This is a genomic window from Paraburkholderia edwinii, assembly GCF_019428685.1.
GTDB classification, from domain to species: Bacteria; Pseudomonadota; Gammaproteobacteria; order Burkholderiales; family Burkholderiaceae; genus Paraburkholderia; species Paraburkholderia edwinii.
This window is the reverse complement of record NZ_CP080095.1, coordinates 2,496,452-2,520,596: the sequence shown is the minus strand read 5'-3', so window position 1 is coordinate 2,520,596 and position 24,145 is coordinate 2,496,452. Positions and strand designations below refer to the sequence as shown.

The window sequence follows — 24,145 nt, the reverse complement described above, 5'->3', positions numbered from 1 at the left end:
CTGAAGGCGCGCGCTTCGCAGTGCGGGAAAACCCGCCCGTGCGGCATACGGCAGGCCGAATGTGGACTCAACGATCGTCGGCGTCTGGCACTAACTTGAGCCGATCACTAATGACGATACTCGAAACAATCCGTTTCGAACGATTGGGGCAACCCCGGTCGACGCGGGCCAAAAACCGGTATCGCGCGAACCTACCATCAGGAGACCTGCCCATGAACGCCCTACTCGCCCGGCTTTCCCGCAGTGGATTCAAACGACCGCGTCCTAACCAAACGCGCCTGTTTCAGGTCGTGCGCTGCATCATCGTCGCGACGCTCGCCGCGTTGACCGCGCACGCGTCGTACGCCGAAGACAAGGAAGTGACGATCGCCTACCAGCAGATCGTGGACCCGTGGGTCGTCGCGATTGCCAACGGCTCGATCGAGAAAGCGACGGGCTACAAGATCAACTGGCGGCAGTTCGAATCGGGCGCGAAGGTGGCCACCGCGATGGCTTCGGGTGACGTCAAGGTCGGCGTGATCGGCTCGAGCCCGCTCGCCGCGGCCGTGAGCCAGGGCGTCGATCTGCAGCTCTTCTGGATTCTCGACGGCATCAACGAAGCTGAAGCGCTCGTCGTGCGCAACGGCGCGAACATCACCAAGCCCGCGGATCTGAAAGGCAAGACGGTCGGCGTGCCGTTCGTCTCGACCACGCACTATCACATGATGTTTGCCCTGAAGCACTTCGGCATCGACCCGTCCAGCCTGAAGATCCTCAACATGCAGCCGAACCAGATTGTCGCGGCTTGGGAACGCGGCGATATCGATGCCGCCTATGTGTGGAATCCCGCACTGGCGGAACTGAAGAAGAGCGGCAAGGTGCTGATTACGTCGGGCGAGCTGACGAAGCTCGGCAAACCCACGTTCGACGGGATTGCGGTGGATCGCAAATGGGGCGAGGATCATAAGGACTTCATGGCGAAATTCGTGAAGGCGATCGCGGACGCGGACGACCAGTATCGCAAGAACCCTTCCGCCTGGAACGCGCAATCGCCGCAGGCCGCGGCAATCGCGAAGACCATCGGCGGATCGCCGGCCGACGTGCCGGCAGCGCTTGCGCTCTACGCGTACCCGACGCTCGCCGAACAGGCTTCGCCGCAATGGCTCGGCGGCGGCAACGCGAGCCGCGCGGCTTTCGCATTGAAAGACACGTCGGCCTTTCTGAAGGAACAGCATCAGATCAGCACCGTGCAGCCCGACTACGCAAAATTCGTGACCCCGGCCTATGCCGAGGCCGCGATGAAGCTCAAATGAACGCTGCGGATGACGAACTAACCGCAGCCGCACATCAGGAGGCGATATGGAAAGCATGAGAGTCAGGAACGTGAGCGTGGTCTTCCCGGGCCGCACAGCCGGGCAGACCGTGCAGGCGCTCGACGACATCAACCTGACGATCAATTCGGGAGACTTCGTCGTCGCACTCGGCGCATCGGGCTGCGGCAAGACGACCCTTCTCTCGCTGATGGCGGGCTTTATCTCGCCGAGCCAGGGCGAATTGCTGCTCGGCGGCGAAAAGATCTGCGGTCCCGGCGCCGATCGCGGCGTGGTGTTCCAGAAGCATGCGCTGCTGCCATGGCTCAACGTGATCGACAACGCCGAGTTCGGCCTCAAGCTGCAAGGCGTGCCAAAAGCCACACGCCATGAAATCGCGGTGCGCAATCTTGCACTCGTTGGCCTGCAGGACTTTCACAAGCACATGATCTATCAGCTCTCGGGCGGCATGCAGCAGCGCGTGGGCATCGCGCGAGCACTGACCTGCGACCCCGCGATGCTGCTGATGGACGAGCCGATGGCTGCGCTCGACGCGCTCACGCGCGAGACGATCCAGGAGCTGCTGCTCGATGTCTGGCGGCAGACCAGCAAGATGTTCTTCTTTATCACGCACAGCGTGGAAGAAGCGCTCTTTCTCGCGAGCCGCCTGGTCGTGATGTCGCCGCGGCCCGGCCGCATCACGCACACGTACGACCTCGACTTCAATCGACGCTTTCTCGAAACGCGCGACGCGCGGTCGATCAAATCGAGTCCCGACTTCATCGCGATGCGCGAGCGCGTGCTCAGCATCATCTACGGCGATGAGAAAACGCATCAGGCCGAAGACGAGGTGACGCATGTTTAGTTCGAAGTTGGGACATACGCTGACGCACGATCACGCCGCGCCGATCGGCGGCGACACCGCGGCCCCGCCGCCGCGCAAACCGGTGCGCCGCTCGCGCGTGCTCGCGAAAAAACCGGTCAAGCCCGGCGATACGTTCGGCGTGCCCGGACAAGGCAGCAGCCTGGCGATCAGCCTCGTCACCGTCATTGCGTTCGTCGGGCTGTGGTTTATCGCAACCAATCTGCACTGGATCAAGCCGCTCTTCCTGCCGTCGCCGCAGGCCGTGTACCAGAAGTTCCTGTATGTCGCGACCGAAGGCTTTGCGAACTCGACGCTCGCGCAGCATACGGGCGTCAGCCTGTTACGTGTATTCGGCGCCTTTCTGCTCGCGTGCGTGACGGCGATTCCGGTCGGCATCCTGATGGGCGTGACGCGTCTTGCGCGCGGCGTGTTCGATCCGCCGATCGAGTTTTACCGGCCATTGCCGCCGCTCGCGTATTTGCCGCTCATCATCATCTGGTTCGGCATCGGCGAGTTTTCGAAGATCCTGCTGATCTATCTCGCGATCTTCGCACCGCTCGCGATCGCCGCGCGTGCAGGCGTGCGCTCGGTGTCGATCGAGCAGATTCATGCGGCGTATTCGATGGGCGCTTCGCGCACCCAGGTGGTGTTCCATGTGATCCTCAAGGCCGCGCTGCCCGAGATCTTCACGGGCATGCGCATCGGTATCGGCGTGGGATGGACGACCCTGGTCGCCGCCGAAATGGTCGCGTCGACAAGCGGTCTCGGCTTTATGGTGCTCAATGCCGCGGAGTTTCTGTCGAGCGACGTAGTGATCATGGGCATTATCGTGATCGGCTTCTTTGCACTGTGCTTCGACCTGCTGATGCGCTACGTCGAGAAAGTGCTCGTGCCGTGGAAAGGAAAAGTTTGAATCCATCCTGATTCCCGAGACCGATGCACGCCTATCTGTTCAAGGACCGCAGCGCTCGCGCCATCACGATCGAGTTCGACGGGCACAACGGCCGCGCTGTGGCGTGGCACCGCGATCAGCCCGTCGGCTGGATCCGTTTCGAACCGGTCGCGAGCGCGCTGGCCGGCGCGCGAGCCACGCTTGTCGATCTGTTTGTCGACCCGGCCTTCAGGCGCTCGGGCATCGCGCATACGTTGCTCGCGCGTCTCTACGAAGAACTGAATGGGCCGATCGAGGTCGATGCGTCGAGCGGCGCACCAGGTGCTGAATTCAGCTCCTTGTGCAGAAACCTCATGTGCGAAGGGCTGATCGTTTCACCGTCGCGCTAGCTAGTTAGTCAGATCACCCTCCTCCTTCGCCTCTTCGCCCGCTCGAACGGAAAACTCGAACACGGCGCCGCGCGGCAGGTTCGCGCTCACCCCCAGCGCGCCGCCGTGCGCTTCGATAATCGATCGGCAAATCGACAGTCCCATCCCGAGCCCGCTTGCCTTGGTCGTATAGAACGGCGCAAACAGCCGGTTCCTGTTCGTGGACGGCACGCCCGGCCCCGAATCGCTGACCGCGACGAGCACCGTACCCGGCGCGCCGTTGCGCGTACTGATCGTCAGTTCGCGCTGTCCGTCGTCGACGGCGCTCATCGCCTCGATCGCGTTGACGATCAGATTCATCATCACCTGCTGCAGTTGCACGCGATCGCCGACCACGAGCGGCAAATCGTCGGCCAGCCGCATCTCGATGCACACGCCGTCCTTCTCGGCCTCGCCGCGCGTCAGCGCGACGACTTCGCGAATCGTGTCGTTGATCCGCAGCGTTTCCTTATAAGTCGGCGCGTTCTTGACGAGGCCGTGAATGCGGTTCATCACGTCGCTCGCGCGCATTGCGTCGGCAATGATGCGCTCGAGCACCTGGCGCACCTCGCCGAGCTCGGGTGGCACCCGATCGAGCCAGCGCAGGCCGGCCGATGCATTCGTGGCCGCCGATGCAATCGGCTGCTTGATTTCGTGACTGATCGACGCGGCCAGCTGACCCATTGTCGTCACGCGGTTCGCATGCGCGAGTTCGCGCTGCATTTCGCGCGCATTTTCCTCGGCGCGCCGGCGATCGCTCAGGTCGAGCACGAACGCAACGCCACGGCTGCCGTCTTCTTCGAACATCGCGACGCCGAGCATCACGGGCACGCGGCTGCCGTCCTTGCGCAGGTACTCCTTTTCGATCGGCTGCAGCATGCCCGTTGCGCGCAGCATGGGCACCCACAGGCGGTTATCGCGCTCGAGCCAGTCGGGCGGCGTCAGATCCATCCAGCTCAGCCGCCCCGCCACGAGATCTTCGCGGTCATAGCGAACGATGCGCAGAAACGCATCGTTCGCCTCGAGAATCTTGCCTTCGAGCGCGAAAATAAAGATACCGACAATATTCGCGTCGACAAGACGCCGGATCTTGCCTTCGCGCTCGGCCAGATCGGCGTAAAGCCGCGCGTTTTCAAGCGCGATCGCGGACTGCGACGCAAGCAGCTTCAACACCGCGACGCGCGCCGGCGCGAACACGCGCGGCGCGAGATGATTCTCGAGATACAGCACGCCGATCAGCTTCGCACGCGCGAGCAACGGCAGGCACAGAATCGAACGCGACTGCCGATCGCGAATATACGGGTCGGTCGAAAAGAAGTTCCCGTCGGATGCATCGTCGAGCATCACGCATTCGCGCGAATGCAGCGCATAGTGCAGCACCGATTGCGGCAAGGCGGCCGCATCCGCGAGGCGATCGCGGATCTCGACCACCACCGCATGCTCGCCGGTCGACGCTTCCGCGGCAATGCGCGCCTCGGCGCCGCGCAAAACCACGAGCAGCCCGCGCTCGGCGCCGGCCTGCTCGATCGCCGAGCGCATCAGCACATCGAGCATCTTTTCGAGCACGATTTCGCCCGATACCGCCTGCGAAACCCTGATCACGGTCGCGAGATCCAGATAGTCGACGGGCGTGCCGATCGTGCCTGAGGCCATGACGCCCTCCGCAGGGCCGCTGGTCAGCGCCGGGTACAACTCGTCGAGTTGCCGGACCTTGCCGCTGGCGCCCCAGCTTATATAGCGATATCGCGCATCGCGCAGATACATACGGCCCGTTCGGTCGAAACCGCGCGCGAGATAAAAGCGCGCGGCGAGTTCATTCGCGAGCGCTTCGTTTTGCACAAAGCCATGCTCGCGCGACGAGCGGATCGCGCGTTCGTACCCGTGCATCGCATCGCTTTCGCGGCCCTCTATCCGCGCCATTTCCGCTGCAAGCAAGGCCGTGCGATTCTCGAAATTGGCCGGGCATTTCTGCGCCCAGAGCGCGATCTGACGACTGTGGCTAGCGATCACCTCCATTTCGCCGCGCCGTTCGTGCGCGCTGGCGAAATCGCACAGCGCGGCATGCGCGAGCGCGGCATAGAAGTGATATTCGGCTTGCTCGAAAGAAGCCGGCGACGTCCATAGCAGCGGCGCCGCCTTCGACGCAGCCACGACAGCCGCAGCAAAATCGCCGGCGAGATAGCGGGCCTGCAGTTTGCGAATCCAGTAGATGCAACTCGGGTTCGCCAGTCCCGGGTCCGCCTCCAGATGCTGCTCGAACCGCGCTTCGTCGAATTGCGCATCGTCGAACGAGCCGAATCGCGGCGTCAGTCCGCGCATTGCGCGGATAAACAGCAGATGCCCGGTCATGACATCGACAATCAGGCCAAAGCGCGCCTTCGATGCGAAATCGAAGCCGCGCTTGCCCTCTTCGTGCACCTGATCGAGCGGATCGCCGGACGCGATCATATCGGTCATCAACGAAAAGTGGATATAAGCCGCGAAACTGGGGTCACCGACTTCCTCGGCTGCGTTGAGCGCCTGCTGCAATAGCTCGCGACCGCTGCGAATGGGGTTCGTCCACGGATTGATGCTGTAGGCGAAATTGTTGTAGCAGCGCGCCTTGAAGCGGCTCAGGCCCGGCCTTGCGGAAAGTTCCAGCGCAAGCTTGCCGAAGCCGAACGCAGCCTCGTGATCGTCGAAGAACGTGCGCAGAAAGAAGCCGAGCAGCGAGTACGCGTAGACCGAGCCGTTGCTGTTGCCGTGCTCGAAGCTGATGTTCGCGATGCGGCACACGACGAGACAGCACAGGTTCATATCCGTGAAGTACGCGGCGGGCACGATCTCGGTCAGCACCTCGACCATCGCCTTCGCGGCGGGATCGGACATCGGCGGCAGCGCGGCCAGCTGGTCGAACGGCTGCCCGTCGAACGGCTGCCGGTCGAGGCGCTTGCGCATCGTGTCGTATTCCGCGAGCACGTCGTTCCACGTCACCTGCGACGGCCACTGCGCGCCGACGCTGCGCATGTAGTCCGCGGCCACCTGGACGCTCTCGTCGAACTGGTTGCGCATCGTATGGAGAATTTCGCGCAGGCTCGCGACGGCGGCGAGATCCGTGAGATTGTTCGCGCGGCCGGCAAGCATCAGCAAGCGCGCTTCCGCCGCGGGGTCGCCCGTCAGCAGTTCGCATTCGGCGCGCTGGAGGTCGAGCGCGAACACGAGCGCGTAGCGCGTCTCCCAGCTTTGCGCGGGCAGTAGCGCGCGGCCGGCCGCGAAATAGCTGATCGCCGACACATAAGCCGACGACGCCTTCGCCCGCTTGCCCGCCCTCAGATTGAGGCCGGCCACGTGCTCGCGTTCTTCGCCGGACGTGATCAGCGGCGCACCCAGATTCAACTGGTTGACGATCTCGAAGATCGCGTCGTCAAGCCGTGCGGGCGGCGTATGGGCCGCAAGCATTCTGCCGATCTGCAGATGCGCCGCGGGGCGCGATGCTTCGGGAATCAGCAGATACGCGGCTTCCTGCACGCGGTCGTGCGCGAAGCGGTAGGCGCCCGATAGCCGCTCGACGAGTTCGAGACGCAGCGCGTCCGACAGATCGGCATGCACGCGTTCCTCGGGGCTGCCCAGCGCGACGGCAAGCAGCCGGATATCGGCGGCATTGCCGATACAGGCAAGCTGTTGCATCGCGCTGCGGGTTCGCGCCGGCAGCCGCGCGAGCTTGCCGACCATCAGATCGACGACGTTATCCGTGTACCCCTTCGCATCGATCGAATCGAGATCCCAGCACCAGCGCGACATATCGTGTGCAAAGCGAAGCAGGCCTTCGTCGGCGAGCTCGGCAAGGAACTGCCGCGCGAAAAACGGATTGCCGGCCGTCTTCGTGTGCACTAGCTGCGCCAGGGTGGCTGCGTGCGGCGGCTCACAACGAAGCGCATCGGCAATCAGCTGCGACAGGTGATCGCGCGCGAGCGGCGCCAGCGTCAGTTCCTCGATCTTCGCGCCCGCGTGCCGCATCGCATCGAGCTTTCTGCGCAGCGGGTGATTCGCATCGACCTCGTTGTCGCGGTACGCGCCGATCAGCAGCAGGTGGCGCAGGTCCGAGCGTGTGAGCAGATCGTCGAGCCAGTCGAGCGTGGCCGCATCGAGCCATTGCAGGTCGTCGAGAAACAGCGCGAGCGGATGGTCGGGCCGTGCAAACACGCCGACGAAGCGCCGGAACACGAGCTGAAAGCGCCGCTGCGCATCTTGCGGCGCGATCTCGGGCACCGGCGGCTGCTCGCCGATAATGAGCTGGAGTTCGGGCACGACGTCGATCATCAGCTGCGCGTTCGGCCCCAGTGCGTCGCACAGCGTTTTGCGCCAATCGGCCAGTTCCGCATCGCACTTCACGAGCAGCGGCCGCACGAGGCTCTGAAACGCCTGCGCGAGCGTCGAATACGGGATGTCGCGCCGGTACTGGTCGAATTTGCCTGAAGCGAACAGACCGCGCGGCGGCACCAGCACCTTGTGCAGCTCGTTGACGACCGAAGACTTGCCGATACCGGCATACCCGGCCACGAGCACGAGTTCCGGCGCGCCGCCAGCGACGATGCGGTGAAACGCATCGAGCAGCACGTCGATTTCATGCGCGCGGCCATAAAGCTTTTCGGGAATCACGAGCCGGTCCGGCGTATCGAACTCGCCTGGCGCGAAGTTTTCGATGGCATGCCGCGCCTCCCATTGCGCGAGACAGCGCTGCAAGTCGCGCTCGACGCCGCCTGCCGTCTGGTAGCGTTCCTCGACGGTCTTCGCGAGCAGCTTCATCACGATTGCCGAGATCGCGCGCGGCATGCTCGCGATTTTTTCGTGCGGCGGCACCGGCTTGCGCGCGATATGGCAGTGCACCCACTCGATCGGATCGGCTGCCGCGAACGGCAACGACGCGGTAAGCATCTGATAGAACATCACGCCGAGCGCATAGAGGTCGCTGCGCGCGTCGATCGAGCGGTTCATGCGGCCCGTCTGTTCCGGGGCCATATAGGCAAGCGTGCCGGCGATCGTTTCAGGCGGCTCGGGCGCCTGGCGCTCGCGCGGCAGACGCGACGCGATGCCGAAGCCGGTGAGCCGCGCTTCGCCATTTGCGGTAACGAGCACATTGGAAGGCTTCAGGTCCTTATGCACGAGACCTTGCTGATGCACCTTGCCGAGCGCCGCGACGATCGCGATCGCCAGACGCAAAAACCGTTCAGTGGGAAGCGGCGTAACCAGCAGGCGCACGAGCGGCTCGCCGCCCGTATCTTCGAGCAGCAGGAGCGTCTTGCCGCGTTCCCGCACCAGCTCGAGCGGCCGTGCCGCCCAGGCGCAATCGAGTTCGTCCTTGAGGCTGTGCTCGTGTGCGAGCCGGTCGAGGCTTGCCGGCGTCGGGTGCTCGGCCGTGGGCCTGACCGCCAGCAGGGCGACGCGCGCGCCGCCGTGCTGCCGGCACCACATGCGGCACAACGCCAATTCGCCGTCCCCCCACAACAGCTGGGAGTCGCCATCTTCGAGCATGCCGAACCGGAAGGACATCTGAGCTGTTCGCTATCAGATCGGATTGCCTTTGTCGGGGCCGATGTGCATGTAGCGCACGTGTTGAATCGGCGGGCCGCGATCGTCGGGGACCGCGGTGAAATCTAGTCTGCCACAGCTCCATGCCATATGACATGCTGACTTTCCAGAGCAGGCGCGACGCTTCCCGCTTTTGAATCTGCGAATCGCCAGCGACAAACCTGCGGGTTCCCGCGATAAACCTGCGACGGCCCACGATAAACCTTCAGATCATTACGGTCGCAACGCGCCCGCGATTTCGTTTTCGGAAAGCCAGCTTCCCTTTTTGAGGACGCTCGTCATATATCAGGCCGTAGCATGCTGCTTTGACTGGCAAAAAGACGCCGATACAACGGAAAAAAGCGATGCGCTTCCCAGCGACCGAAGTCGACCAGACCTTGAGACGAACCCTCGCGCAAGCGTTCGAGCACGATCCGACCGTGACCTACGTGTTGCCCGACGAGCGCACGCGCCTGAAGCGCCTCGAACGCGTGTATGGAATCTATCTGAGCGTATTCACGAGGCTGGGCTTCGTCGTTGCGACCGACGCGCTTGACGCCGCGGCGCTATGGCTGCCGCCGCAGCGCTACCCGTTGACGGTCGCGCAGAATCTGCGTCTGCTGCCCGCCATCCTGTTCACCTTCGGCCGGCAGTCGGCGCGGGCGCTGACCGCGATGTCCGTGCTCGAAGGCGCCTGCCCGCCGCGCGGACACTACTGGTATCTCGGCGTGTTAGGCGTCGTTCCGCCGCAACAGGGGCGAGGCATTGGAACGAAGCTGCTTGAGCGGGGACTGGCGATCTGCGACAAGGCCGGGGCAGGCGCCTATCTCGAAGCCACATCGGAAGCCCATGTGCCGTTTTACGAACGGCACGGCTTCAGGGTCCGGTCCGAACTCAGCCTGCGCGACGGCCCCCGTGTCTGGACGATGTGGCGAGACCCACTGCTAGCGGCGCCGTCCTGACGCCGCTTCCGCGCGCAACCCCGCGCGCAGCAGCGACCCGCCACGCGCGCGCGGCGCCGGTTTTACGGCGCACGCATGGCGACCACCACCGGCTTGTCGGCGCCCACGGTAAAGCTAGCGTTTGCATTGCGCCCAGCGTTTGCCGAAGCTAACCTAATCGGCGCTCGCCATGATTTTTAGCGCTGCATTGAGTGCTGCCGCACGGTGAATTTTTGTTAGCGGCCTTTGCTCAAATCCGCCTTATCAGTCTTATCGACCACCCCGTTGCTCCTTACCGCCCTGCCATTCGCCGCACCATTTTCGCGATCCATCCGGTGAGCCCGTTGCGCACGACCACCGTCGCGATGCGCCGCGGCCCGAGCACGAGCGCACCCGCGAGAATTGCGGCGGCGAGCGTCACGTGTGGCGCGCTAACGGCGAGCTCGCGCACGGTCGACACCGTAAAAACCGGCTTGCGGCGCGCATCGGCGAGCTTCGCCGCCTCGCGCGCGGCGAGCAGCTCGGCGCGCGAGGCGGCCATCCGCGCGCGCAATGCGGCGCGCGACGCATCGTCATAGACGGTGGTCATTTGAGTGCCTCTTTGACGGTGTTCAGATCGTTGCGGATTTCTTCCTGCAGCGCGTCGAGCGACCAGACGGGCCGCTGCATCTGGAATATGACGAGCGCGACGATCGACAGCACGAGCCACGCGCCGGCGACCGCCCACACGACATGAATGAAATAAGGCGTCGCCCAGAAGGTCGCGATAATCGCGATGCAGACGAACGACAGCGTAAAGAGCCCGGCCACCGCAAGCGCGACGAGCGCGATGATTTCGCGCATAAGCCGCGTGCGCATCCGCGACGCCTCGATCGACAGCAGCTCGCTGTAGTCGCCGAGGCGCTCGACGCAAAAGCGGCTCACATTGCCCCACTGCGTCACTTTGGAATGGATCGACATGGCCGTGCTCCGTCACTGCGTGAACTGCTGCCGCGCGAATGGGGCGCCGACGCGAATGCTGTCAGCGCCGCGCGGCGCTCAGCGATCCGTGTCGCCGCGATTCCACGCCCACAACACGCCCAATGCGAAACCAGCCGCGGCCGCGATGGCGAGCGTCGCCATCGGTTTCTCGACGATCGAATCGCGCGCGACTTCCACAGCATCCGCATACAGTTGTTGTGTCTTGCCGCATAGCGCCTTGGCCCTGCCCGACAGTTGCTCGCTCGCGTCGCCGATCACACTGCCGACCGTCTCCTGCACCGTGCCGACCGCTTCGCGGACGACGCCTTCAGCCTTCGTCGTTTCCATCTGTGCTCTCCTCGTCGTGGGTGACCGGTATTCGATCGCGCGAAATAGCGCGCGAAAATGCGATTGCTTCACCGGCAAGCGTGCTGTGCAAGTTCTGCGCCATTGCGTGAAATGCGCGCTTGCATCGATGGGACGCGCGATATTTGTAAGGCTTACGTGTGCTGTATGCACAAGCAACCGATGAGAGGTGAACGTCGAGGGTCGTGCGCGGCAACGCGAGGCACCGCGCTTGCTGATTACCGTACCTGCTTAACGCAATGCAGCGCAACGCTCACTGACGATCGGGAGCGGCCGGCGCGACGCCGCCTGCCGACGGAGCGCCATCGGCGCGCGCCGCCAACGCGCCCTGCTGCGCCGCAATGCGGGCGAGCGCGGCCTGGATATTGTCCGGATAGTTCGTGGCGTCGCCCCAGCCCGGGCGATAGCCGGCCTGCTCAACCCGAATCAGTTCCTGCACGACTTCGGCCCGCGTCAGGCCATTTCCGGATTGCGCGAGCGCAGCCAGGGGACACGCAAGCGACAGGGCAACGAAGCCCGGTAAAACGATCGAAGATTTCATCGCACACCTCCCGCGAATTCACATCGGATTCAATCTTTAGAAGATCGCGTAAATTCGCTTCTTGTGCAAATGCTCCGCGCTCGGCCTTACCGGCTGGACATGTCGAGCGCGCACGCCTGCTCGCCGCCGTCCCTTCAGTTCGCCTTCGGCTTGCGCCTGATGACGGGTTTTGCACCTTTCGCACTCTTCCCGCGCGACGCGCCATCGGCGCCCGGTGCGTCGGCGCTTGCGCTGCCGCTGCCACTACCACTACTTCCACCACCGCTACCACCGCCGACGAGGTCGCCGAGCGCCGACAGCGTTTCCACATACGACAGGAATTGCTGCAGATATCCGGGCGACAACTCGTTCATCAACGACAGCGCGCGATGCACGAGCCGGTTCGAGTTAAGCGGACCCGCATTGCCCGGCACCTGTTCGAGCGACTGACGCAACTGCCGGCCCGCGCTGAGCTTCGACCACGTTGCATGGAAATACTGCAGTGTGTCGGCGAGCGTATCGCCGCGGTCGGCGCGCCCATTCAATGAAGCGCTCAAAGCTGCGAGCGATGTGCCGGGCCGTGCGTTTGCGTTGTTCGTTTGAGCGGCTTGCGCAGTTTGCGCCCCTTGCGATTCGACTTCATCGCGCTTACGTTCGATGTCTTCCGCATATGAGGTCATCAGCCCCGCAAGCCGCGCGTCGAGCAGGCGCTGGAGTTCGCCTTCGGCCGGCGACGACAGCTTCGCGATGCGCCGCGCAAGCGCATCGAGCGCCGCAAAACGCAACGGATCGAGGCGATCGGCGCCCGCTTCGCGCCACGCGTCGAGCGTCGCGCGCGCGTCGCCGCCTGCTGCATCATCCGATGCAGCACGGGGACTCTGCGGTGTTTCGCGAACGTCACTCATTGCCCATTGCCCGTCTGCCCATCACTCATCTGACTTAACTGCGAGAACTTCACTGCCTGAGTTTTCACTACGATTTGCCGTCGTTGCCCGCCGCCTGGCGCGGCACCGGCGCGATCTCGACGCGGCGGTTCTTCGCGCGCCCTTCGGCGTCCGCGTTCGAACCAACCGGCTGCTCAGAGCCGAACGCCGCCGCGAATACCGACTTCGCGGGCACGCCGTCGTCGATCAGTGCGCGCGTCACCGTCAGCGCACGCTGCGCCGACAATTCCCAGTTATCGGAGAACCGGCGGTTGCCCGCGCGCACCTGCTGATCGTCGGCAAAGCCGCTCACCATCAGGATCTCGTCGTTCACGTTCAGATACGCGGCAAGCGGTGCGGCCAGCGACTTCAGCAACTCGCGCCCCTGCGGCTGCAACTGGTCCGAATTGAGCGCGAACAGCACATTGCCGCTGATGCCGATGCGCCCGTTGACGAGCGTCACGCGCCCGGCCGCGAGCGGCGCCGCAAGCGCCTTTTCGAGCGCCGCACGGCGCGCCGCGTCGGCTTTGTGTTGCTGCACTTCCTTCTCGAGCCGGCTCGACAGCTCGAACTGCACGCCGATCACGCTGACGAGAATCAGCACGAACGCGCCGACCAGCACCGACATCAGATCGCCGAACGCAGCCCAGATCGGCGCGCCCGGCTCGACGCCGACATCGATCTCATCGCTCATGACGCGCGCGCTCCGGCCAGATGCTGCAGGTCTTCCATGATCTGCTTCTGCGACATCACGCTCAGGTCGATCACCTCGCGCGCCTGCGCGACGTAGTACGCGAGCTGTTCGTCGCTGCGTGCGAGCGACTGGTCGAGCGCGCGCTCGATGCGCTCGAGGTGCGTCATCAGCTTGCCGTTCGACTCGCCAAACGACGCGACGGCCGCGCCGAACGCGTCGCCCATGCTCGCCATGTCAATCGCGCTGGTCGCGACCTGCGCGGCGGCGATATCGAGCTTGTGCGACTCGGTTTCGACCTTGTCCGAGAACTGGTCGCCGACGCGCTCGAGCAGATTCGCCGAGGTCGACACAAGCCCGTCGATCGCCGCGCGCTGTTCGGTCGACGCGTGATTGACCGCGTCGAGCAGCGTTTCGAGCGTTTGCAGCAGACGCGTGCGTTCCTCGAGCATCGCCGTATCGCGGACCATGCTTTCCGACAGGCTTTTGCGCAACTCGCCGATCACGTCGGCCGCGGCCTTCGGCGCTTCCGACGCCGCGCTCACCAGCCGCCCGATCTCGTCGATCGTGCCGCGCGCTTCGGCCTGCGCGCGCTCGGCGATCTCGCGCGCGGTCGCGGCGAGCGTGTCGCAGATCTGCTGCTGGCGCGCCGCGTGCTGCGCGCCGGACTCGGCCCATTCGCGCGACAGTGCGGACGCCGTCTGTTCGAGCGCGGCCGCCCAGGCGGCGAGGCGTTTGTCGTCGGCGGCGGCGAGACCCGTCTGCAGCGCGGTATGCGAAGCGTCGACGCGTTCGACAAGCGATGCCGCATGCAAGTCGATGCTTGCCGCGGCGGCAGTGGTCGCCGCCTCGAAGTTCGCGCTGGCCGCATTGATGGCTGCTTCGTGGCGCGTGGCGAGCGCGTCATGCGTTTGTGCGTGCTGTGCGAGCGCATCGGTCCATGCCTGCAAGGCCGACGTCATCGCGGCTTCGTGGCGTGTCGCGAGCGCGTCGTGCGTCTGCACGTGCTGCGCGAGTGCGTCCGTCCATGCCTGCGACGCGGACGTCATCGCCGCTTCGTGACGCGTCGCGAGCGCATCGTGCGTTTGCACGTGCTGTGCGAGCGCATCGGTCCACGCCTGCGATGCGGACGTCATCGCCGCTTCGTGACGCGTCGCAAGCGCATCGTGCTTTTGTACGTGCTGTGCAAGCGCATCGGTCCATGCCTGCGACGCAGACGTCATCGCTGCTTCGTGACGCGTCGCCAGCGCATCGTGCGTTTGCACGTGCTGCGCGAGCGCGTCGCTCCACGTTCCTGAAAGCTTTGCCGCCGATGCCGCGAGTTGCGCGCCCACCTCGTCGAGCAGTTTCGAGGCGCGCGTATCGGCGTTTGCGGCGAAGCGCTCGAGCGTCGCGCTCATGCGCTCGGCAAGCGCCTCGTTCGAGACGCGCTGCGCGTCGAGCGCGCCGGTCCATGTGCTGGCGACCTGTTCGGCGGTCGAGGCAAAGCCGCGCGACAGGCCCTCCATGTGCTGCTGCGTCGCTTGCGCCGCGCGCTCGTGCAGCGCGGTGGTATCGCGCGCAAGACTCGCAAGCGTCGATTCGATCGCCGGCTGAATCGCCGCGCCGACTGCGCGCGCATGTTCGCCGACGCTCTGCCGCAGCGACTGCTCGACCGAATTCGTCAGCCGCGCATAGGCGAGTTCGGTCTTCGCGTGAAACTGCTGCTGGCTTGCCAGTTGCCGCTCGCTTGCGGCGGCGCTGTGCTGTTCGAGCGTGCCCATCAGCGTATGCAGGCCGTTGATCAGCGCGGGCATCGCCTCGGCCTGGCGCTGCATGAGCCTGAACGTTTCCTCGCGCTGATGCGCGGGCGAAAACACGCGCAGCACGGTCGCGATCTTCGCGTCGAGCTGCTGCGCGACCTTGATGCGCTCGCGGCGGCATAACGCCGACAGCAGACCGAGCATCGCCGAAGTCGCCACGCCCGCGATCGACGTGCCGAATGCGAAACCGAGACCGCGCACCGGCGCGGCGAGCGACGCGCGCACGGCTTGCAGATCGGTGGCCGAGTCGAGCGCCGCGCCGGTGCCGCGCAAGGTCGCGGCCATCCCGAGCAGCGTGCCAAGCATGCCGAGCAGCACGAGCAGACCGACGAGATACGGCGTGAGCGCCGGACCCGGCAGCCCCGCGCGTTCGCCCTCGACGCGCAGCCGCACCGCGCCGCGCAGGCTCGGATGCAGGCGCTCGAGCCACGCGCCTAGTTGCGATGGCGTCGTATCGAGCTGGCCGACCGCGGCGACCAGCGTGTCGGTAGCCTGCTGGTAGCGGTAGAGCTCGAGCGCGCCGGTCACGTAGCATGCGCCGATCAGCAGCGCGACCACGAGGGCGAGCGGGTTCGTCGCCGCATAGCCGATGGCGACCCACAGCACGGCGGCAAGGCCGACCACGAAAACGGCAAGATGGATTCGGTATCTGAACATGGTTCCGAAAGTGTCCCGTCGAAGGTGCCTGTCGAAGGTATCAGTTAGCTGGCGCGAAGAGCGGCGAGCAGCCCTTCGACCGGTTGGAAACGAACGTCGAGTTCCGCGAGCAGGACGGCGCGCATGTCTTCGCGGAACAGGTCGAGCCAGGCGTTGGCTCGCGGTGCGGCGACGGCTTGGGCGGCTTCCGATGGCGTCGGCGCATTCGCTTCCGCCTGCGCCCGCGCCACATCCCTCAGCCGCTTGAAATGCGCCTCGAGCAGCGCCGGCAAAGCTCCGAGCACGCTGCGCTCACGCGCATCGAGCGCGCGCTCCATCGTCGCGTCGACGAGCGCGAGACGCGCATGGCGCTCGCTACGCGTCGCCAGCGTCGCGCGCAAACGGACCCGCAGTTCGCCGATCGCGTGTTCCATCGATTGCTGCTGCGTGTGATAGTCCTGACGGAACAGCGCGAAGTCGACGGGTTCGGCGTCGGCGTTGCCGCGCGTTTCAACGTTTGCCTGAACGTGCAAATGAGCGTGCGACTGAACATGCGGCAGTGCCTGCGACTGCCCCCGCGGGTGCGTCGTATCGCCGCGCCGCGCATTCGCGCCGCGCCGCCCGCCGTCGACCGCGTAGAGGGCGCCGATCGCGTCAGTCAGGGTGGCGCGCGTACGCACGCACAGCGCCGCCTCGAGCGTGGCGATCGTCGCTTCGCCGCCCGTGCCCGGCGCAGCCGTAACGGACGCGGGTGCGGCCGTCGCGGACGCCGGCGCCGCAGCGTCGAGCGCGCTCGACAGCGCAATGGCGTCGGTCCAGCCGAGCCATTGGCTGAGCCGGTCCAGCAGGGAGACATCGGAAGCGGGGACGCCGGTCCGCATGATGCGCGTCAGCACGCGGACCAGCGGCGCGCCGCTGTAGGGCATGCGCTGCGGAAGCTGCACGGATTTCCTCGCGCAAAAAACCGCATAGTTTACACGGCGGCGGGCGCGAACCGGTCGATTCCGGGCGAACAATAGACCAACACGAGGCAAACACGGAACAAACGGCGAGCAAACACCAGGCAAACAGCGGACAAAAAGCGCCAAAACGCGAAGGGACTTCGCATTCGCGCTTCTTTGCCTCCTGCTACCATCAAACCCATGCCGCGAGTTTCCCGGGGGTTTCTCCGGGTTTTCCGTTCACCCGCCGCGCGCTCCTTTCTTTCCTTTCTTGCCTTTCGCCATGACCTTGCTGAGCCTGTTCGACCCCTGGGAGCCTTCGCTTAGCCTTGTCGTCGTGATCGTCGCGGCTGCGATCCTGTTCGCGCGCGGCGCGCGGCGCATTCGCGTCAGCGTCGTGCGCCAGGCTGCGTTCTGGCTGGGTCTCGCGCTGTTCTATGTCGCACTGCACACGCGGCTCGACTACTACGCCGAGCATCAGTTCTTCGTGCATCGGCTGCAGCATCTCGTGCTGCACCACCTCGCCCCGCTGATCATGATGGCTGCTTACCCGTGCGGCGTGCTGCGCGCCGGGCTGCCGCTACGCTGGCGCTCCGCGCTGCGCCGCTGGCAGCGCACGCGGCCCGCGCGCCTCGCCGCGGCCGTGCTGTTGAATCCGGCCTTTATTTCGATCGCCTTCGTCGTGTCGGTGGTCTTCTGGCTGATTCCGTCGGTCCAGTTCGTGGCCATGCTCGACTGGCGCCTGTACCGGTTGATGAACTGGTCCGTGGCGATAAGTGGCCTGCTGTACTGGTGGATGCTGCTCGATCATCGGCCCTCTCCGCCGAGCCGCGCGCGTCCGGGCCTGCGCGTGCTGTCGCCCGCCATCACGATGACGCCGCAAATTCTCGTCGGCGCGATCATTACGTTTTCATCGCAGGATCTCTATCCGATCTTCACCTTGTGCGGCCGCGCCTTCACGTCGCTGCCCGCTTCGCTCGACCAGAGCCTCGGCGGTCTCATCATGTGGGTGCCCGCCGGCGTGCTCGAAGCGATCGGCGCGATGATGGCGCTGCGCAATCTGATGCGCCTGTCCGCCTCGCCACGGGCCGCAAAGGCCAGGCCGCGCGCAGGCCAGGCTGCCCATGGCCGGCCGCCCGCGCAACCCGCCGCGACCGCGGCGATCCCCGCCCGGCCAGCCGCGGCGGCCCACCCACCCGCTTCCTCCTCAGGACAGCATCATGCTTAAGCACATCGCCACGAACCTGCTCGACATCGCCTATGACGAACAGGGTGACGCCGATGGATGGCCGGCCATCCTGCTGCATGGTTTTCCGTACGACATCCACGCTTACGATGAAGTGACACCGCGCCTCGTCGCGCAGGGCGCGCGCGTGATCGCGCCGTATCTGCGCGGCTACGGGCCGACGCGTTTTCTTTCGCCCGCCACCGTGCGTTCGGGCGAGCAGGCCGCGCTCGGCGCCGACCTGCTGGCGCTGCTCAACGCGCTCAGGATCGACAAGGCCGTGCTCGGCGGATACGACTGGGGCGGCCGCGCGGCGTGCGTGGTGGCGGCGCTCTACCCGTCCCGGGTGCGCGGGCTGGTATCGGTCAACGGCTACAACATCCAGAACATCGCCACCGCGATGGAGCCCGATACGCCCGATAAGGAACACCGGCTGTGGTACCAGTACTACTTCCACAGCGAGCGCGGCCGCGCCGGCCTCGCGCAACACCGCGCCGATTTCTGCCGGCTTTTATGGTCGCTGTGGTCGCCGACCTGGCGCTTCGACGACGCCACCTACGCGCGCACCGCGGCAGCGTTCGACAATCCGGATTTTGTCGAGGTCGTCATCCATTCGTACCGGCATCGTTACGGTCTCGTCGACGGCGACCCGCTGTTCGCGGAGATCGAGCGCGGCCTCGCGGCCTCGCCGGCGATTACGGTGCCGTCGGTCACGCTCGACGGCGACGCCGATGGCGTCAGGCCGTTAGGCGGCAGGGAAGCCGGCCTGAAACGGTTCACGGGGCGCCATGAAAACCGTATCGTGCCCGGCGTCGGTCATAACCTGCCGCAGGAAGCGCCCGAGGCGTTCGCGGCCGCGGTGCTGGACGTCAACGCCTGGGCGGGTTGAAGCGCGCTCAGCCCACCAGCGCGATCTGAAACGATTTAGGCGTGACGCCCGTGTATTGCTTGAATACGCGCGTGAAATGCGCCTGATCGGCATAACCGGCCTCGCGTGCGACGAGAGCGAGCGCCGCGCCCTGCTTCAATCTTTTCTGCGCATAGCGGATGCGCGCCTGCTGCTGATACGCATGCGGGCTCACGCCCGCGCTGCGAGTAAACGCACGCAATAGTACGAACGGCGTCAAGGCATGCTCGGCGGCGAGTGAAGCGAGTGTGAATTTGCCGGCGAGATCGGACTGCAATTGCTCCTTCACCGAACGGATGATGCGCGATTCGACGCGCGGCGACGGCAGCGTCGCGCGCTGCGCCGCATGCACCGACAGCATGTGACCGATCGCGAACGCAAGCGTCTCACTGCGCTTGAATGCGTCGTCGTTCACTTCGGAGCACCAGCTCACGCCGTAGACCGATTGCGCGAGCGGCACATCGCGAACGATCCTCGCCGGCACATCGAGCCTCGAACGCACGGGCAGACCGATCGATCCGGTGTAATCCGCGAGATCGTCGGGCAGGAAGTACGCCACGCGCATCTTCCAGCGGCCCGATTCACCCGCGTGGGCCGCATGCATTGTGTCCGCGTCGAGCGGCACGATGTCGCCGCGGCGCAGCGTGTCGACGTGCCCGGCAATATTCACGACGACACTGCCGCTCGTGATCAACACGAGACAGTGCGTATCGTGCGCGTGCGGCGGATAGCGGTGCCCGACGAATTCGCCTTTGAGCATCATCGCGTCGAGCACGTCGGGCGCGTGCCACACCTTCGTCGCGGTCGTGGCGCTGCTTGCGGCTGCAGGCCGCTTCGATCGCGTGGGTACTGCGGTTCGGGAATCGGACATCGAACGCCTGGTTTCAGAGCGTGACTGTCGATCAATGATAAGCAAAAGCGCGCTTCGACGTTAGCGCCGCGCTTCTTACCGCGCTGCTACGCGGTTGAACAGGTCGAAGCACGGCTATTGCATCAGTTCGAAGTCGCTGACGAGCTTTCGGACCGCTTTATTCTCGCCGACGATGCCGACGCCGACATACGCAAGCTCATGCGTATCGACCGCTCTGACCGCATCCCTGAACGCGGTGTAATCCTTCGTTTGCTGGCCCTGCACGGGGAAGCCGACGATGTCGAATTCCTTCTCGAGCGCGTCCGCCCTGAGCTTCGACAATTGCCCAACCGAAGCTTTCAGCACCGAAATACCCACCGGAATCAGCCCCGGATGATGCACGTCCTGCGCGTCGATCAACGGCGCGCCGACCAGGTAGGGATGCCGCTCGCCGATCGTCAGCGCGATTACGGCGGCGGCGTTGCATGCTTTACCGGCCGGCAACGCATCGTCGATGACGATCACGCAGCGCGGCGCCGCGATTTTCTGAACAGCCGTTGGGTGTGAATGATCCGCTTGCAGTGTCAATCGATGCTCCGGGTTTGCGCAGGAATATCTGCACAACGGATGATACAAATGCATTGCGTGCCTGTATTGAAGGATTTTGCAGCAACCTGCGGCGCCTCACGGCGATTGCCCGGCCGCCTTTGCCAACCTAGCCCCCACGCGGCCTTTGCGCGCTGGCGCACGCGCAAACGCAAGGACGCCTATGATCGGCGTTGCGCAATCCATCGCATCGCGTCGCGTTGATTTGTACTCAGGCCGGCGCGCAAAGCGCGAGCTGGCCCGGATTCTTTATCACCCATGTCAAGAGAAAAACATGCCGATGTGGAAAACACTTGTCGCGGCGACGGCCGCCATCGTCGCGCTCAGCTACGCACCCTTCGCTTCCGCCCAAGGAGAGGCCATGACTTCCACGAGCGATGCACAGGTTCACTACCGCAGCGTCGATATCAATGGCGTGTCGGTGTTCTACCGCGAGGCGGGCCCGAAGAACGCACCGGTCTTGTTGCTGCTACACGGTTTTCCATCGTCGTCGCGCATGTTCAATCCGCTCTTCGAGCGGCTCGCGACCCGCTACCATCTGATCGCACCCGACTACCCGGGCTTCGGCAATAGCGCCGCGCCGCCGCCGTCGCAGTTCGCCTACACGTTCGATCACATCGCGCAGATTGTCGATGCGTTCACGGTAAAAATGGGCCTCACGCACTACATCATGTATATGCAGGACTACGGCGGTCCGGTCGGCTTCCGTCTCGCGCTCGCGCATCCGGAGCGCGTCGACGCGCTGATCATCCAGAACGCGGTCTCGCACGAAGACGGCCTGGGGCCGCTCTGGAACAAGCGGCGCGAATTCTGGGCGAACCGTGCGCCCAACGAAGCCGCGCTGCGCGAAAACCTGATCTCGTTCAACGCGACGCGGCAGCGCCACCTCGGCTCGAGCCCGAACATCGATCTTTACGACCCTGACCTATGGATGGACGAGTTCGCGTTTCTAAGCCGACCCGGTGAAGTCGACATTCAAAGCGATCTGTTCTACGACTACCGGACCAATGTCGCGTCGTATCCGAAGTGGCAGGCATGGATGAAGAAAACGCAGCCGCGCACGCTCGTGCTGTGGGGTAAATACGACCCGTCGTTTCAGGTCGCCGAAGCCGACGCGTACCGCCGCGATCTGCCGAACGCCGAGATTCACGTGCTCGATGCGGGGCATTTCGCGCTCGACGAAAAGGCCGGGCAATGCGCTCAACTGATCGATCAATTCGTGCAAAAGGTGACGGCACACAAGGCTTCGTGACAAAGCCGCCGCACGCGCCGCCCCACCTAAGCTATTTCACGCGGGCCGCCCCCAGACCCGCCTGGCGCCGGCCCGTGCGGCCACGCCATAACCGTTATTCGCGCGTCAATCAGAGCGCGACGCCGAGCGCGCCGTGCTTGTGCGACGACGACGTATCGGACTGCGTGCCCGAATGTGTACCCGACTGCATGCCCGCCTGCAGCCCCTGCTGCTGCATCTGCATCAATTGCATCGATGGATCCTGCTTCTGAACCTGCTGCGCCGCCTGCATTTCCTTCTTCATCAGTTCTTTGACTTTCTCGATGATCTTCTCGCGCTCTGCCGGCGTCATTTGCGCAAGCTGCTGCGGCGTGACGCCCAGTTGCGCCAGGATCGAATTGAACATCCCCTGACCCGGGTTGCTGCCCGCGTAGGCGCTCAGTTGCGATAGCAGGTCCTGAAACGACGACCCTTCGTTGCGGCCCGTCGCGCCCGCCGACGCTTGGGTGTTGTTCAGGGACAAGGCGGCGTTGTCGCTAATCTGCATGACGGTGACTCTCCTTCGAGCAGCTGCTCGCGTAGATATTCAGGTAGACAGGCAAACGGGAGCACGTCGTTAGAGCACGCTCCATCAGCGTCAAGCATACGGCCGGCGGCCCCACGCGAAAGCGTCGAGAAAGCGACAGAACTGGCCATATTTTTACCGATTGCTTAAGCCTTGCGCAGACGTGGCGCGTAACCCGTAACGGCTCATGCGCCCAGTTAGCTGCCGCACGCGCATATTTCATATGCCTTATCCGAATATCTTAGCGGCCCCAAGCGTTCATATAGCAAGGCTTCCGATCGATTACGGCCGGAACCAAACGCATACCAGGATTGAAAGGATTCGTATATGAACGTAGTATCGCGACCCGCCGTCCGAAGCGACGCAGCCGAGGTCCCCACACTGATCGCTTCGCTGCTCGAAAACGCGGCGAAGCATCCGCACGCGCCGGCCATTATCGATGGCGATCTGACGATCGAATTCGGGCAGTTCGTCGAAGACGCCCACAGACTGGCCACGCGTTTCGCCGATCTCGGCGTGCGTCCGGGCGACCGTATCGTCCTGCATCTCGGCCATTGTTATCAGGCGAGCATCGCCTGTTATGCCGCGATCATGCTCGGCGCGATTGCGGCGCCGCTGAACGTCCATTTGAAGGCGCCCGAACTCGCAAGGCTGATGCTCAGGCTGCAGCCGGCCGTCTATATCGGTCATCTCGCGCGGCGCGACACGATGAATGACGTACCGCCGGATCTGTTGCCGTTCGACCGGCGCTTTTACGTCGACCGTGCTTACGTCGATATGCCGCGCGCACCCTCTACCGGCGGCCACGATCTCGCGGGCAGCAGTTGGGATGCTCTCATGGCAAGCGCACACAAGACACAGCTCGACACGCGCCCCTTGCCGCAGCCCGATCGCGACGCGATCGCGATACTGCTCTGCACATCGGGCACGACAGGCGAGCCCAAGCTCGTCGCGCATACGCAGCGCTCGTTCGCGCATTGCGTCGACTATCTGAGGAAGGCCGGTTTTGGCGGCAGCGCGGCGGTGCCGCTCGCGGCGACGCCGCTGTTTCATTTGCCGGGCATGTTCCGTCTGCACGTGAGTCTGACGTTCGGTCAGTGTCTGGTGCTGCCGCAGTGCCTCGATTTCGACGGCGCGGCCTATCTCGACGCGATCGAACGGTACCAGTGCACGACGCTTGCATTGAGCCCGTTCGGCGCCGCCGAACTGATCCGCGCGCAAGCGGACCGCCGTCGCGCAACCGGGTCGTTGCGCGGCTGCGTGGTGACGGGCGATGCCTGTTCGATCGAGCTGCAGCAGCGTTTCGAAGCGACCTTCGGCGTCGCGCTGCCGGTCGTCTATGGCATGACCGAAGCGCCGCTGTGCGTCGTGATCGGCAGCACGCCGCGCACGGTGCGCGCGCGGCCGGGCACCACGCGTATCGTCGATCGCAACGGCAACAATGTGCCGGCCGGCATGCCCGGCGAACTGATTCTGAACGTTCCGACGTTATTCGATGGGTACTGGATCTCGCCGGGCGCCCTCGAGCGCGGGGTCGACGATGACGGCTGGTATCACACGGGCGACCTGATGCGCGAGGACGAGCATGGCGAGTTGAGCTACGTGGCGCGGATCAAGGACATCATCGTGCGCGACGGAGAGAACATCGCGCCCGCGGAGATCGAGCAGGCTTTGCTGTCGCATCCCGCCGCCGCGGATGCGGCCGTGGTCGGCGTGCCCGACGACGTGCTCGGCGAACGCATCGTCGGCTTCGTCAAACTCGCGGAGCACGCGGCCGACACCACGATGCAAGAGATTCTCGCGTGGATGGCGACGCGGCTGGCCGATCACAAATTGCCCGAGGCCGTGCTGCGTGTTGAGCGCATTCCGCGCACGCCGTTCGGTAAGGCCGACCGGCGCGCGTTGCGCGAACTCGCGCGCGGCGAACTGGCCTTGTTGCGCGAGCGCGAAGCCTGACAGTGGGCAAATGAACGCACCTGTA

The 24,145-nt window shown here is 64.7% G+C and carries 21 protein-coding genes; 9 read left to right on the top strand and 12 right to left on the bottom strand.

All coding sequences use genetic code 11. The annotated features are described in order from the left end of the window. The first annotated feature begins 212 nt into the window (after positions 1-212). From tauA to KZJ38_RS11080, 4 genes are read left to right on the top strand one after another with little or no spacing between them, the layout of a single operon-like run. The gene (gene tauA / locus KZJ38_RS11095; RefSeq protein WP_219795963.1) at positions 213-1,292 is read left to right on the top strand and encodes a taurine ABC transporter substrate-binding protein; all 1,080 of its coding nucleotides are present in this window, start codon (positions 213-215) and stop codon (positions 1,290-1,292) included. Between the two features lie 46 nt (positions 1,293-1,338). Beyond that, a complete protein-coding gene (locus KZJ38_RS11090; protein ID WP_219795962.1) occupies positions 1,339-2,154 on the top strand; it encodes a taurine ABC transporter ATP-binding protein in 816 nt (271 codons plus the stop codon). After that, a complete protein-coding gene (locus KZJ38_RS11085; RefSeq protein ID WP_219795961.1) occupies positions 2,147-3,067 on the top strand; it encodes an ABC transporter permease subunit in 921 nt (306 codons plus the stop codon). The genes KZJ38_RS11090 and KZJ38_RS11085 overlap by 8 nt, the downstream gene beginning before the upstream one ends. 23 nt (positions 3,068-3,090) lie before the next feature. Further along, positions 3,091-3,435, top strand: a complete 345-nt coding sequence (locus KZJ38_RS11080; RefSeq protein ID WP_219795960.1) for a GNAT family N-acetyltransferase — start codon at positions 3,091-3,093, stop codon at positions 3,433-3,435. Here the strand turns inward: KZJ38_RS11080 and KZJ38_RS11075 are convergent, their stop codons facing one another. Beyond that, the gene (locus tag KZJ38_RS11075) at positions 3,436-8,982 is read right to left on the bottom strand and encodes a trifunctional serine/threonine-protein kinase/ATP-binding protein/sensor histidine kinase (protein ID WP_246641427.1); all 5,547 of its coding nucleotides are present in this window, start codon (positions 8,980-8,982) and stop codon (positions 3,436-3,438) included. A 383-nt stretch (positions 8,983-9,365) separates the two neighbouring features. Between KZJ38_RS11075 and KZJ38_RS11070 the strand changes: the two genes are divergently transcribed. Next, entirely contained in the window at positions 9,366-9,962 is a 597-nt protein-coding gene (locus KZJ38_RS11070; RefSeq protein ID WP_219795959.1) for a GNAT family N-acetyltransferase, read from the top strand. A 271-nt stretch (positions 9,963-10,233) separates the two neighbouring features. Here KZJ38_RS11070 and KZJ38_RS11065 read toward each other — a convergent pair whose 3' ends face one another. From KZJ38_RS11065 to KZJ38_RS11030, 8 genes are all read right to left on the bottom strand, one after another. Further along, positions 10,234-10,530, bottom strand: coding sequence for a hypothetical protein (locus KZJ38_RS11065; RefSeq protein ID WP_219795958.1), 297 nt, complete (start codon positions 10,528-10,530; stop codon positions 10,234-10,236). Further along, complete coding sequence (locus tag KZJ38_RS11060) at positions 10,527-10,901, bottom strand: phage holin family protein (RefSeq protein WP_219795957.1); 375 nt, start codon at positions 10,899-10,901, stop codon at positions 10,527-10,529. Before KZJ38_RS11060 ends, KZJ38_RS11065 begins: the two co-directional genes overlap by 4 nt. 78 nt (positions 10,902-10,979) lie before the next feature. After that, entirely contained in the window at positions 10,980-11,249 is a 270-nt protein-coding gene (locus KZJ38_RS11055) for a CsbD family protein (RefSeq protein ID WP_219795956.1), read from the bottom strand. Positions 11,250-11,520: 271 nt separating this feature from the next. Beyond that, positions 11,521-11,808, bottom strand: a complete 288-nt coding sequence (locus KZJ38_RS11050) for a DUF4148 domain-containing protein (RefSeq protein ID WP_219795955.1) — start codon at positions 11,806-11,808, stop codon at positions 11,521-11,523. A gap of 134 nt (positions 11,809-11,942) precedes the next feature. Continuing rightward, positions 11,943-12,692, bottom strand: a complete 750-nt coding sequence (locus KZJ38_RS11045; protein WP_219795954.1) for a DUF2894 domain-containing protein — start codon at positions 12,690-12,692, stop codon at positions 11,943-11,945. A 67-nt stretch (positions 12,693-12,759) separates the two neighbouring features. Further along, positions 12,760-13,404, bottom strand: coding sequence for an OmpA family protein (locus KZJ38_RS11040; protein WP_219795953.1), 645 nt, complete (start codon positions 13,402-13,404; stop codon positions 12,760-12,762). Continuing rightward, positions 13,401-15,860: a DUF802 domain-containing protein gene (locus KZJ38_RS11035; RefSeq protein ID WP_219795952.1), complete on the bottom strand. Its 2,460-nt coding sequence runs from the start codon at positions 15,858-15,860 to the stop codon at positions 13,401-13,403. The genes KZJ38_RS11040 and KZJ38_RS11035 overlap by 4 nt, the downstream gene beginning before the upstream one ends. Before the next feature lie 44 nt (positions 15,861-15,904). After that, a complete protein-coding gene (locus KZJ38_RS11030; protein ID WP_219800245.1) occupies positions 15,905-16,765 on the bottom strand; it encodes a DUF3348 family protein in 861 nt (286 codons plus the stop codon). A 298-nt stretch (positions 16,766-17,063) separates the two neighbouring features. Between KZJ38_RS11030 and KZJ38_RS11025 the strand changes: the two genes are divergently transcribed. Continuing rightward, a complete protein-coding gene (locus KZJ38_RS11025) occupies positions 17,064-18,008 on the top strand; it encodes a cytochrome c oxidase assembly protein (protein WP_219795951.1) in 945 nt (314 codons plus the stop codon). Continuing rightward, positions 18,001-18,894 carry an alpha/beta fold hydrolase gene (locus KZJ38_RS11020; RefSeq protein ID WP_219795950.1) on the top strand — a complete coding sequence of 298 codons (894 nt, stop codon included), beginning with the start codon at positions 18,001-18,003 and terminating at the stop codon, positions 18,892-18,894. The genes KZJ38_RS11025 and KZJ38_RS11020 overlap by 8 nt, the downstream gene beginning before the upstream one ends. Positions 18,895-18,901: 7 nt before the next feature. Here the strand turns inward: KZJ38_RS11020 and KZJ38_RS11015 are convergent, their stop codons facing one another. Continuing rightward, a complete protein-coding gene (locus KZJ38_RS11015; RefSeq protein WP_219795949.1) occupies positions 18,902-19,783 on the bottom strand; it encodes an AraC family transcriptional regulator in 882 nt (293 codons plus the stop codon). A 114-nt stretch (positions 19,784-19,897) separates the two neighbouring features. Next, positions 19,898-20,350, bottom strand: a complete 453-nt coding sequence (locus KZJ38_RS11010) for a DUF2000 domain-containing protein (RefSeq protein WP_246641426.1) — start codon at positions 20,348-20,350, stop codon at positions 19,898-19,900. A gap of 379 nt (positions 20,351-20,729) precedes the next feature. Here KZJ38_RS11010 and KZJ38_RS11005 point away from each other — a divergent pair, with 379 nt between their 5' ends. Beyond that, positions 20,730-21,620: an alpha/beta fold hydrolase gene (locus KZJ38_RS11005; protein ID WP_219795947.1), complete on the top strand. Its 891-nt coding sequence runs from the start codon at positions 20,730-20,732 to the stop codon at positions 21,618-21,620. 109 nt (positions 21,621-21,729) lie between these two features. On the opposite strand, the gene KZJ38_RS11000 is transcribed toward KZJ38_RS11005, so the two are convergent. After that, complete coding sequence (locus KZJ38_RS11000) at positions 21,730-22,146, bottom strand: hypothetical protein (RefSeq protein WP_219795946.1); 417 nt, start codon at positions 22,144-22,146, stop codon at positions 21,730-21,732. A 345-nt stretch (positions 22,147-22,491) separates the two neighbouring features. Between KZJ38_RS11000 and KZJ38_RS10995 the strand changes: the two genes are divergently transcribed. Then, positions 22,492-24,120, top strand: a complete 1,629-nt coding sequence (locus KZJ38_RS10995) for a class I adenylate-forming enzyme family protein (protein WP_219795945.1) — start codon at positions 22,492-22,494, stop codon at positions 24,118-24,120. Positions 24,121-24,145 lie beyond the last annotated feature (25 nt).

Coding starts and splice junctions, on each gene's coding strand:
- KZJ38_RS11030 (WP_219800245.1), bottom strand. CDS start 16,765: ATGCCCTACAGCGGCGCGCCGCTGGTCCGCGTGCTGACGCGCATCATG.
- KZJ38_RS11000 (WP_219795946.1), bottom strand. CDS start 22,146: ATGCAGATTAGCGACAACGCCGCCTTGTCCCTGAACAACACCCAAGCG.
- KZJ38_RS11055 (WP_219795956.1), bottom strand. CDS start 11,249: ATGGAAACGACGAAGGCTGAAGGCGTCGTCCGCGAAGCGGTCGGCACG.
- KZJ38_RS11090 (WP_219795962.1), top strand. CDS start 1,339: ATGGAAAGCATGAGAGTCAGGAACGTGAGCGTGGTCTTCCCGGGCCGC.
- KZJ38_RS11050 (WP_219795955.1), bottom strand. CDS start 11,808: ATGAAATCTTCGATCGTTTTACCGGGCTTCGTTGCCCTGTCGCTTGCG.
- KZJ38_RS11035 (WP_219795952.1), bottom strand. CDS start 15,860: ATGTTCAGATACCGAATCCATCTTGCCGTTTTCGTGGTCGGCCTTGCC.
- KZJ38_RS11070 (WP_219795959.1), top strand. CDS start 9,366: ATGCGCTTCCCAGCGACCGAAGTCGACCAGACCTTGAGACGAACCCTC.
- KZJ38_RS11065 (WP_219795958.1), bottom strand. CDS start 10,530: ATGACCACCGTCTATGACGATGCGTCGCGCGCCGCATTGCGCGCGCGG.
- KZJ38_RS11025 (WP_219795951.1), top strand. CDS start 17,064: ATGACCTTGCTGAGCCTGTTCGACCCCTGGGAGCCTTCGCTTAGCCTT.
- KZJ38_RS11040 (WP_219795953.1), bottom strand. CDS start 13,404: ATGAGCGATGAGATCGATGTCGGCGTCGAGCCGGGCGCGCCGATCTGG.
- KZJ38_RS11020 (WP_219795950.1), top strand. CDS start 18,001: ATGCTTAAGCACATCGCCACGAACCTGCTCGACATCGCCTATGACGAA.
- KZJ38_RS11005 (WP_219795947.1), top strand. CDS start 20,730: ATGACTTCCACGAGCGATGCACAGGTTCACTACCGCAGCGTCGATATC.
- KZJ38_RS11075 (WP_246641427.1), bottom strand. CDS start 8,982: ATGTCCTTCCGGTTCGGCATGCTCGAAGATGGCGACTCCCAGCTGTTG.
- KZJ38_RS11085 (WP_219795961.1), top strand. CDS start 2,147: ATGTTTAGTTCGAAGTTGGGACATACGCTGACGCACGATCACGCCGCG.
- KZJ38_RS11045 (WP_219795954.1), bottom strand. CDS start 12,692: ATGAGTGACGTTCGCGAAACACCGCAGAGTCCCCGTGCTGCATCGGAT.
- KZJ38_RS10995 (WP_219795945.1), top strand. CDS start 22,492: ATGAACGTAGTATCGCGACCCGCCGTCCGAAGCGACGCAGCCGAGGTC.
- KZJ38_RS11060 (WP_219795957.1), bottom strand. CDS start 10,901: ATGTCGATCCATTCCAAAGTGACGCAGTGGGGCAATGTGAGCCGCTTT.
- tauA (WP_219795963.1), top strand. CDS start 213: ATGAACGCCCTACTCGCCCGGCTTTCCCGCAGTGGATTCAAACGACCG.
- KZJ38_RS11015 (WP_219795949.1), bottom strand. CDS start 19,783: ATGTCCGATTCCCGAACCGCAGTACCCACGCGATCGAAGCGGCCTGCA.
- KZJ38_RS11080 (WP_219795960.1), top strand. CDS start 3,091: ATGCACGCCTATCTGTTCAAGGACCGCAGCGCTCGCGCCATCACGATC.